Below are 10,276 nucleotides of genomic sequence, written 5' to 3' on the forward strand. Positions count from 1 at the left end.
CGCGGCTGCGCCGTGGAGATTTTCGCTTTGCGATTAACGTCCGTTAGTTCGTTGTGCGCTTGAAAGGAGCAATCGTTTGCGTTCTTTCGGTTTGCTTTCTCGTTTTCGTTTTCGTCAATAGCCCGTTCTCCCTTCCATAAGTCTTGCCTTGGCGCGCCGGTTCGCGGCACGATGCGCGATTACTTTCGTTTTAGGTCAGCATCGCGTATGCAAGATTCTCTGCAAAAAATGGCGGCGCGTGCCAGCGTGCTGAAGGGCGTTCTTCCTTTGAGCCGGATTGCGGCGGCGCGCGACGCGCTGGCCGGTGTGCAGCTTGCGTCGATGGATATTCCTCAGGTCCTCGGCTATGCGCGCATTGCCGGCATGCCGGCCGTCACCGGGCTCTACACGGTGTTCCTGCCGCTCGTCGCGTTCGCGTTCTTCGGTGCTTCGCGGCATCTGGTCGTCGCCGCCGATTCGGCCACCGCGACGATCTTCGCGAGTCGTCTTTCGACGATGGCGCCCGCGTCGAGCGCCGAGTATGCGGCGCTCGCGGCGATGGTCGCGTTGCTGACGGCCGCGTTGCTGTTCGTCGCGCGCATCTTCAAGCTCGGCTTTCTCGCCGATTTCCTGTCGCGTACGGTGCTGGTCGGCTTTCTTGCGGGCGTCGGCGTGCAAGTCGGCATCGCGATGCTCGGCGACATGCTCGGCGTGCCCGGACATGCGGCGAGCAGCGTGAAACAACTGCTGCTCGTCGTGAGCGACGCCGCGCAGATCAATCGGCCGACACTGGCGATCTCGCTGCTCGTGGTGACCGCGATTCTCGTCTGTCAGCGTTTCTGGCCGCGCCTGCCGGTGCCGTTGGTCGCGGTCGTCGCGGGCATTGCCGCGAGCGATGTGTTCGGATTCGCCGCGCACGGCATCTCCATCCTCGGACCGGTGGAGGGCGGATTGCCGCCGCTGCGGATTGCGTCGGTGACGTGGCAGCAGATGCTCGATCTCATGCCGGTCGCGGCGTCGTGCTTCGTGATGATCGTCGCGCAAAGCGCCGCGGCGAGCCGGGTGTTCGCCGACCGCTATCACGAGCCGGTCGATACCAACGCAGACCTGCTCGGCATCGCGGCCGCCAACGCGGCGGCGGCGTTTTCCGGCGCGTTCGTCGTCAACGGCAGCCTGACGCAGACCGCGATGGCCGATCGCGCCGGCACGCGCAGCCAGTTCGCGCAGCTCGTGTTCGCGGCGGTCGTGGTGGCGGTGCTGCTGTTTTTCAGCCGCTATCTGCAGTATCTGCCGCACTGCATTCTCGCGAGCATCGTGTTTACGATCGCGGTCGGCCTGGTCAATCTGCAGTCGCTCTTTTCGATTCGCCGCGAAAGTCCCGGCGAATTCGCGCTGGCTTTGTTCACGGCGGCGGCGGTCGTGCTGATCGGCGTCGAGCACGGCATTCTGGTCGCCGTCGCGTTGTCGTTGCTGCGTCACGTGCGGCACAGCTACCGCCCGCACACGATGATGCTCGCGCCCAACGGCGACGGCATGTGGGTACCGGTGCCGGCGGTGCCCGGCGTGGAGACCGCGCCGGGGTTGATCGTGTATCGTTTCGGCGCCGATCTGTTCTACGCGAACGATCATTTTTTCGTCGACGATACGCGCCGCCTGATCGATCACGCACCGAACGCCGTGCGCTGGTTCGTCGTCGATGCGAGCGCGATTACGGATGTCGATTATTCGGCGGCGCGCTCGGTGGGCGAGTTGTGCTCGGCGCTCAAGCGCAATGGGATCGAGGTGGTCTTTGCGCGGGTGAATCGCTATTTGCGCTCGGATATGGATCGGCATGGAATCACGCCGATCGTCGAGGAGCGCTGTATTTTCGGCACGCTGCATGAGGCGCTGAGCATGGCAGGAGTGGAGAATCCGCATGAGCGGGTTAAGGGGGCGCCATAACGGGCCGCCCTGGCTTCGCACTGAGGCGGCGCATGCCGCGAACACCGCCTCGGACGGGCAAATTGCTAGCAAACGTTGTCTGCGCCTCATTTGTTGTCGCTTGCCTCAATTATTCTGACCTTCCGCTTCGACTGGCAGATATCGATTACAAGAACATGAACGGCTTCGATTCGACCATCGAAACATATCTGTCCAGCATACACTTCGGTCATTTCGCGACCCAATCGATACAAGCCATCGCCGACCTCTACACCTTTAAAGGCCTGGTAATGATTGCCGTGCTTTGGTGGATCTGGTTTCAGCAAGACGGGCGCCCCGAATGGCGGCGCGAAATAGTTCTCGCGACGCTTCTCAGCGGTGTCGTGGCGCTCTTCGTCGGAAGGCTGCTGGCGTGTTCAAACATCTATGACCCGCGCGGAGCGCCACGGCGCATGTCGATATTCTTGAGGTTCGCCCTGGCGCCGCCTTTCAGTGAGGCGAGATTAGCGAGCACACTCTATTGCCATCTCATGCAATATTCTGTCTAATGAATTCAGAATAAAACGGCCGATTTATTCGGCTCGCTGACTTAGTCGACGGGGTTCACTTCATGTACTCTCTGCTGCCGCTCAAGGCCCAGGTGCGCCGTCACGCGCGAACGCTCGCCGGGTATTTTCCAGCTCCATTTTCACGCGACGAATCAAGCAGTGTCGACATCCTCGGTGTCATGACCCCCGGGCTGCTGAACGGGAACACCCTGCTGAACCTCAACTACGGCGAAGTGGACCACTTCACCGGCAAAACTCGCGCGACGGGCACCTTATTCGTCGCAATTGGCGACGACTTCGTGCGCGTCGCCACTTCGGTCAAAAGGCAAACCGGCGAGCGGGCCGTGGGCACGGTACTCGACCGCTCGCATCCCGGCTATCGGATGCTGCGCGGCGGGCGACCCTACACCGGTTACGCGACGCTATTCGGCAAGCAATACATGACACGGTACGAGCCGATCCGGGACAGTTCTGGCGAGATAATCGGCGCGCTGTATGTCGGCCTCGACGTCAGTGAGGTGTGGAACCTGTCGATCGGAGCCAGACTCGCGCTGCTTACGCTGGCCGCCAATACCGTACTTCTGCTGGGCTATGGTCGGCTGCTGGAGGCCGTGATCCCCCCCGACCGAGCGAGCCCGGGAGCGGCGTTGCCCGCTTTCCTGCAAACCGGGGTGATCGGCTTCGGGCTACTCGGCGCGCTGCCGGTCAGCGCGCTGGTCTTCGTGACGACCCGGCGCGGTCTCGGCATGCAACTGCTCGAAGCGAAGGCCGCCGCCGAAAAACTCGCGGCCGGCGATTTGACCGCGCAAGTTCATGTCAGCCGGCGCGACGAACTGGGCCAGTTGATGCAGGCGATGAACGGCATCAGTGTCGGTTTGGCCTCGGTAGTCGGCAACGTCCGACGTGCCTCCGATATGATCGCGCTGGGCGCGCGCGAAATTGCGGCCGGCAACGCGGAGCTTTCGTCCCGCACCGAGGCGCAGGCTGGCTCGCTCGAGGAAACCGCGTCGACGATGGAACAATTGACGGCGATGGTCCGCGCCAATGCCGAACGCGCTTCGCACGCCAACCAACACATCGCCTCGGCCTCCGATCTCGCGGTCAAAGGCGGCACCGTGGTGGGGCATGTGGTGACCACCATGTCGTTGATCCGCGGCAGTTCACACAAGATCGTCGACATCATTAGCATGATCGACTCAATTGCCTTTCAGACCAATATCCTGGCTTTGAACGCGGCCGTCGAGGCAGCACGCGCCGGCGACCAGGGACGCGGCTTTGCGGTCGTCGCCGCCGAGGTGCGCAGCCTGGCCCAACGCAGCGCCACGGCCGCCAAGGAAATCAAGGCGCTGATCACCGACTCGGTCGGCAACGTCAATGCAGGCGGCGAACTGGTCGACCAGGCTGGCCGGGACATGACCGAAATCGTCACGGCTGTCGATAGTGTGGTCACTTTGATGGGTGAGATTACCCACGCGAGCAACGAGCAAAGTACCGGCATCGGCGAAGTCAACCGCGCGATCGGGCAGATGGACGAGATGACCCAGCAGAACGTTGCCCTGGTGGAGCAGGTGGCAGCCGCGGCAGCCAGCATGCAAGAACAGGCGTCCACATTGGAAGATGCCGTGCAGGTATTTCGGCTGGTAGGCGACGGGCAAACTGACATTCGCCCCATACGATGAGCGCTGCGCGCGAGGTGCACGCAGGCGTTTCTCGCACTTTCCTGCACTAGAATGGTTATTGCCGACGTCGTAGACGTATCTGGTCAGCCCGACGTGCGGGATTCTCGTTGGAGGAATGCCATGCCGACTTACCGGTACAGGTGTGAGAAGTGCGGTGAGATGTTCGAACATGCCGAGCATCTTGCTGAACATGAAAACGCTCATCCGGCTTGCCCAAAGTGCGGAAGCGAGAAGGTTCTGCACACACCCACGCTATTTGTGCCGAAAACCTCCAGAAAGAGCTGAAACCTGTCTGACCGGGCGACGGCAAAATCCGGGCCATTTGCAGCCGTTGCCCATGCTTTCGCGCGGACATTCATGCGTCGGTTCTGTCCTGCCGGCGGATCTTCGTTCGCCGATCCTCCCGTCGCCTTGTGGGATGGCGTAAGCCGAACTACTCGAAGCGTTGAGCGCAGTCGCGCGCCTCAAGAAGCATTTCCGTGTCATGGACCCGAGCGCTGCGCTGGCCGAGGTCGCGCGTTTCGTGCGCGGCGAACGGCAACTGGTTCCATGCATCGGTGGCAGCAAGTACTTTTATATCGACTGGATCCTCGATGTTTGGCGTTGCGAGGCGTGGCCTGAGCCGATGGGCTCCGTCTTCGACCTCGACCGCCTGCCCGATCAACGGCAACCCTGCAATGACTGCATGATGGGATGCTACCGGCATGCCAGCATTCTGATGCACGGTGCCGTCGCCGTGACCGACTCGGTGTACGCGCTGGGCAAGGGGCAGCTTCGGGCTGCTGTCGGCTTGTTGTTCCAGCGCAGCGTTGCGTATTCGCTGTGGGCGCTTTCAGTGGAAGAATTACCTCGGGCGGCGCTCATCTCGTTCGCAAGACGGACTGGCCAACGCCGTTCCACGCCGCAAGCTGAATGAGCTCGATTTCCGCGGCTGAGGTCCCTGGGGGGAGACGGCTCGCCCAGTCGAACGCCCGTCCGCGTTACTCGACCGGCGCAACCGCGCCTCCCGACAAGGTCTCGACGAGGGCTTTAGATGATTGCGGGCAAGCCGCTTTCACCGCCGCACCCATCGGCTGTGCTCGGCATCGGAAGCGAGAAAACTGTCATTGGACCGATTCCATTGCCTAAGATCAAGCTACGCGCTCCGTGAGGAAAGCACCGCGGCTCGCGAACGGCTTTATTGTCGCGCTCCCCTTTTTCCGCGCGACTTTTCCACAAGGAGGTCACGATGAAATCAGAGGACAAGGGCGACGTGCGCGCTTTCGTGCAAACGGCCGAGCAGAGTGGCGAGCATGTCTGGGTAATCACGCTGGTCGACTTCGCGGCCCGTGAGGTCAAACGCTCGCTCGTTTCGGACGAGACGTATGCGACATCCGCCGCTGCCAGAGATGCCGGCGAGGCTCATTTGAAGGCACTGGAGCAAGACCGCTAGGTCCACGCACTGCCGCCTTGCTTTCGCGCGTGGACGTACTAACGTTGGACTATAAGTACACGGGCGGTAATGGGGCGGAAGAGGGCAAAGTTCATGGCCAGTACGCAAGGAACCACCGGATCGCCGTTTGCGGCGTCCGTCGAAGCGGGCAGCTATCGCGTCACGCGACCGCAAAGCGCAAGCGATGTGATCGGCCTGCTGCAAGCGCGCGATATTCAGATCGTCGATCTGAAATTCACCGACTTGCCCGGACTCTGGCAGCATTTTTCGATCACGCTTCCCGAGGTTCACGACGACCTGTTCAGCGCCGGCATCGGTTTCGATGGTTCATCGATCCGCGGCTTTCAGGAGATCCACGAGTCCGACATGCTGCTGCGGCCTGACCCGGCGACGGCCTTCGTCGACCCGGCTTGCGGCACGCCGACGCTGTCGATCATTTGCGACGTCGTCGATCCCGTGCTGCGGCAGCCGTATTCGCGCGATCCGCGCTACGTGGCGAAAAAGGCGGAGAACTATCTGCGCCAGACGGGCATCGCGACGACGTGTTATTTCGGGCCGGAGCTCGAATTCTTCATCTTCGACTCCATCCGCTTCGGCCAGGATCAGCACTGCGGCTACTACTACGTCGAGTCGGGCGAGGGCGACTGGACCACCGGTCGCGACGAAGGCGCATACGGCGGTGGCAACCTCGGCTACAAGCAGCGCTACAAGGAGGGCTATTTCCCGGTGCCGCCTCATGACACGCTGCAGGAAATCCGCTCGGAAATCGCGCTGACGCTCCAGCAGGCGGGCGTACAGATCGAAGTGCATCACCACGAAGTTGCGACCGCGGGACAGAACGAGATCGACATGCGCTTTACGACGCTGACCCGCATGGCCGACAACGTGATGATCTACAAGTACGTCTGCAAGAACGTCGCGCGTCGGCACGGCAAGGTCGCAACCTTCATGCCGAAGCCGCTGTTCGCCGACAATGCGAGCGGCATGCATTGTCACCAGAGCCTGTGGAAAGACGAACAGAACCTCTTTTACGACGCGGGCGGCTGGGCGCTGACTTCGGACCTGTGCCGCTGGTACATCGGCGGATTGCTCCAGCACGCACCCGCGCTGATGGCCTTCTGCGCGCCGACGACGAATTCATACAAACGCCTGGTACCGGGATATGAGGCGCCCGTCAATCTGGCGATGTCGCAGCGCAACCGTTCGGCCGCGGCGCGCATTCCGATGTATTCGGATTCGGCGAACGCGCGGCGCGTCGAATTTCGCTGTCCGGACCCGTCGGCCAATGCATATCTTGCTTTCGCCGCGATGCTGATGGCCGGCCTCGACGGCATTGAAAACAAGACCGATCCCGGCGAGCCGCTCGACCGCAACATCTACGATCTGCCGCCCGAAGAAGCGCGCAATATACGGCAGGTGCCGGGCTCCCTCGACGCGGCGCTGGCCGCGCTCGAAACCGATAACACGTTCCTGCGCAAAGGCGATGTCTTTACCGACGACGTGATCCAGACCTGGATCGACTACAAGCGCAGCCGCGAGATCGACACCATCAAATTGCGTCCGCATCCATGGGAGTTTTATCTGTACTTCGATATCTAGAAGAACAACGCAGGCGGTGACCCGGTCTTGGTACGAGAGCGCCTCGATGCGAGCGCCTCGCGACTCAATCGTCCGCGAAAAAATGGCCGATGAAAATGCAGCCAGCCGCGAGCGCGGCGCCCAGCGCCGCGACCGTATAAGCGAGCCTGACACCGTGCCACAAGCTATCGAACCATTGATGCAACTGCGCCATCAGTACCGCCGCGTTGCCGCCGATTTGCTGTAGCTCGATCTGATAGCGCGGATCGATCATGCCGTACATCGCGACCGCGCTATCGGGCGGCGGCACGCTCACGTAGATGAGCACCGCGGCGATCAGGCTAACGACCAGGATCGCCGCGCTCGTGAGATAGAGCCGCTTTCGCAGCGGCGAGCGTTGGTTGGAAGAAGGTGCGTCGTGGTCGTTGCCGTTCATCGTTGCGTGGGTGGGTGCGCTAGCAGCCATCGTTGATGGAGCCGAACCGCCAGTATCGCAGAGCGCGGCTTCGGGCGACCCAGACGCGCCCGACCCACCTCAACTCTTCGACGTCAACAATTTGACCCCCGCAATGCCGAACATCACCGCGAGCGAGCCGTCGAGCCAGCGCCGGATCGCCGTATAGACGCGGCGTGCGGACGCCGTCGAAAACAGCACCGCGTAGCTGCTGAATACCGTCGCGCCGATCACCATGCAGCCCAGCACGACCGGCGTCACGTGCGCGGTGCCGCGTACCGGCGACATCGCGAGCGACACGATCGACAGCCACACCAGCACCGCTTTCGGATTCGTGAGATGCAGCAAAAGGCCACGCAGATAGAGTCGCCCGAGCGGTTCGTCGACGCGCGCCGCGCTCGCGGCCGGCTTGCCGGCGCTCCACGCCGAGCGTGCGGACTTGAAGCCGAGCCACAGCAGATACAAGCCGCCCGCGATCCGGATCGCGACGAGGCATTCCGAGTAGGCGGCGAGCACCGCCGACAAGCCGAGCGACGCGAGCAGCGCCCATGAGAACGAGCCCGACACCACGCCGAGCGCGAACACCAGTGCCGCGCGTCGGCCCGCGCTCATCGCGAGCGACATGATCGCGAGATTGCTCGGCCCAGGGCTCGCGGTGCCGACGAAATAGGCGCTGTAGGCGATCAGGACATCGGCGGTGAGCAGAGGGCTGGCGATCATGGCGGGCAAATGCAAGGGCGGAGCGCGTGTTCGACAATGCAATGCAACGCGCCACACAGCCGGATGAATGAAGCAACGATTCTGCGCGCCGTCGCGCGCGACTCACAGATACAGTTGCGCGTACGTATGGCAGCACACTCGATGCGAACCCGAAGCGAACTCGCATCGAATGCGGCGTGCAAAGCGCTCAACCGTGCGCCGCGCTCGCAATACACTCCGCCAACGCATCGGCGACCACCGGCCGGCTATGCCGCGGCCGCAGCACGAGCCCGATCTCGCGCTCGAAGCTCGCATCGCCGAGTTCGAGTGCGACGACGCTCGCTGGCCATTTGCCGAGCCCGGCCGTATTCGGAATCAGCGCGACACCCATGCCGCGCGCGACCAGTTGCACGATCGCCTGCAATTCGTCGAGCTCGACCGCATCGCGCACGCCAAGGCGCGCGCGCCGCAGAAAACGGTCGACGAGCCGTCCGCCGAACGACGCGCGGTCGTAGCGGATGAACGGCTCGCTGCGCAGTAGTTCGCGCCACGAGCGGCCGCCGCGCGCAAGCTGTTTCGGCGCGAGCAGCACGAACGGTTCGGCGACGAGCGTGCGCCATTCGAGTTCCGACGGCAGCGCGAACGGCGGTTTGATGATGACGGCCAGATCGAGCTCGCCCGAGTCGACCTGGCCGAGCAGCCCCAGCGACACGCCCGGCACCACGCGAATCCGCCAGCCGGGACGGTCGTCGCGAAAGCGCGCGAGCGCGTCGGCGAGCAGCGACACCTGCGCGGACGCGATCGCGCCGACCCGCAGCATGCCGCTTTCGGCGGCGCCGCCGCTGCGCTCGGAGAGCCGCGCATAGAGCGTCATCATTTCCTCGGCGAGCGCGAGCGTTTCGCGGCCCGCCTCGTTGAGCGTCGCAGAGCGGCCGGTGCGGTCGAACAGCTGAAAGCCGAGTTCCTGTTCGAGCCGCTGCATCTGCGCGCTGACGGCCGATTGCGTGAGCCCGATGCGCGCGCCCGCGCCGGAGAACGTGCCGTACTGGCTGACGGCGATGAAGGTTTTCAACTCGCTGAGCATGATCGATCAATCGATTTTGGTGATGGTCAGGTCAAATATATATCGTTTCTCAACATTTTTATTCATGATTAAACTTTGCTTCAACTGAACCGGTTACCAGTCGTGCCAAGCGTAATTCATCCTCACATCCACCCCAGCGAGTCTCCTATCATGAGCGTTGCCGAAACCGCTTTGCCGCCGTTCCACCTGGCGTTTCCTGTTCATAGCCTCGCCGCCGCGCGCGAGTTCTACGGCGAATTGCTCGGCTGCCCGGAAGGGCGCAGTTCGGACGCATGGGTCGATTTCAATTTCTACGGTCATCAGATCGTCGCGCATCTGGCGCCGGACGAAGTCGGTCACCGTCATACCAGCGCAGTGGATGGCGACGCGGTGCCGGTGCGCCACTTCGGCGCGGTGCTGTCGATGGAGCAATGGCAGGCCGCCGCGGACAAACTGCAGAAGGCCGGCATCGAATTCATCATCGAGCCGCATGTGCGCTTCGAGGGCGAGGTCGGCGAGCAGGCGACGATGTTCTTCCTCGATCCGTCGGGTAATGCGCTCGAGTTCAAGGCGTTCGCCGATATGTCGTCGCTGTTCGCCAAATAAGCGTCGCGGGCGTTGACGCCAGGATACGAATGACTGCAAATGAGGGCCGGTCGACCATTCAGGTTGACCGGCCTATTTTCGTTGAAGGGGATGGCCACTCGGAGCAAACTTGCCCCGTCGTGCGAATCAATCTGAAAGCATGTTTCATATTATTCAGCCAAAAAACGTGCCGCGTATCAGCAAACGTTTCATTAAGTGTTCACGAAAATCTGATTTGAAAATCTGAGCCGAATCCGTCGAGCAGTTTTTTGACCTCGGCATCGATGGTTTCCTTGGTCCAAGTGACGAAGCGGCGCCAGTGATGCTTGGCGTGCTTCC

Annotated in this window: 10 protein-coding genes and 1 pseudogene; 8 read left to right on the forward strand and 3 right to left on the reverse strand. The window is 62.3% G+C overall.

Annotated features, from left to right (window positions below; all coding sequences use genetic code 11):
* Positions 1-207 precede the first annotated feature (207 nt).
* From F6X37_RS31420 to glnA, 7 genes and pseudogenes are all read left to right on the forward strand, one after another.
* Complete coding sequence (locus F6X37_RS31420) at positions 208-1,920, forward strand: SulP family inorganic anion transporter (protein WP_187613971.1); 1,713 nt, start codon at positions 208-210, stop codon at positions 1,918-1,920.
* 155 nt (positions 1,921-2,075) lie between these two features.
* A pseudogene (locus F6X37_RS31425) lies at positions 2,076-2,309 on the forward strand (phosphoesterase); the annotation flags it as partial.
* 200 nt (positions 2,310-2,509) lie between these two features.
* Positions 2,510-4,126, forward strand: a complete 1,617-nt coding sequence (locus F6X37_RS31430) for a methyl-accepting chemotaxis protein (protein ID WP_187613972.1) — start codon at positions 2,510-2,512, stop codon at positions 4,124-4,126.
* 120 nt (positions 4,127-4,246) lie between these two features.
* Positions 4,247-4,411, forward strand: a complete 165-nt coding sequence (locus F6X37_RS31435; protein ID WP_090810116.1) for an FmdB family zinc ribbon protein — start codon at positions 4,247-4,249, stop codon at positions 4,409-4,411.
* Positions 4,412-4,610: 199 nt separating this feature from the next.
* Positions 4,611-5,042, forward strand: coding sequence for a hypothetical protein (locus F6X37_RS31440; RefSeq protein ID WP_262420094.1), 432 nt, complete (start codon positions 4,611-4,613; stop codon positions 5,040-5,042).
* 312 nt (positions 5,043-5,354) lie between these two features.
* The gene (locus tag F6X37_RS31445; RefSeq protein WP_090806402.1) at positions 5,355-5,558 is read left to right on the forward strand and encodes a hypothetical protein; all 204 of its coding nucleotides are present in this window, start codon (positions 5,355-5,357) and stop codon (positions 5,556-5,558) included.
* A 93-nt stretch (positions 5,559-5,651) separates the two neighbouring features.
* Positions 5,652-7,157, forward strand: a complete 1,506-nt coding sequence (glnA, locus tag F6X37_RS31450; protein ID WP_187613973.1) for a type I glutamate--ammonia ligase — start codon at positions 5,652-5,654, stop codon at positions 7,155-7,157.
* A gap of 64 nt (positions 7,158-7,221) precedes the next feature.
* Here glnA and F6X37_RS31455 read toward each other — a convergent pair whose 3' ends face one another.
* The 3 genes from F6X37_RS31455 to F6X37_RS31465 form a co-directional block, all read right to left on the reverse strand.
* Complete coding sequence (locus F6X37_RS31455) at positions 7,222-7,572, reverse strand: hypothetical protein (RefSeq protein WP_187613974.1); 351 nt, start codon at positions 7,570-7,572, stop codon at positions 7,222-7,224.
* A gap of 99 nt (positions 7,573-7,671) precedes the next feature.
* Positions 7,672-8,310 (reverse strand): LysE family translocator, encoded by a 639-nt coding sequence (locus tag F6X37_RS31460; protein ID WP_187613975.1) that lies wholly within the window; start codon positions 8,308-8,310, stop codon positions 7,672-7,674.
* 187 nt (positions 8,311-8,497) lie between these two features.
* Entirely contained in the window at positions 8,498-9,373 is an 876-nt protein-coding gene (locus F6X37_RS31465) for a LysR family transcriptional regulator (RefSeq protein ID WP_187613976.1), read from the reverse strand.
* Positions 9,374-9,523: 150 nt separating this feature from the next.
* On the opposite strand from F6X37_RS31465, the gene F6X37_RS31470 reads away from it, so the two are divergent.
* On the forward strand, positions 9,524-9,958 hold the full coding sequence (locus F6X37_RS31470; protein WP_187613977.1) for a VOC family protein: 435 nt from the start codon (positions 9,524-9,526) through the stop codon (positions 9,956-9,958).
* The last annotated feature ends 318 nt before the right edge of the window (positions 9,959-10,276 follow it).

Origin of the sequence: Paraburkholderia sp. 31.1, assembly GCF_014397645.1 — a bacterium.
Lineage (GTDB): Bacteria > Pseudomonadota > Gammaproteobacteria > Burkholderiales > Burkholderiaceae > Paraburkholderia > Paraburkholderia tuberum.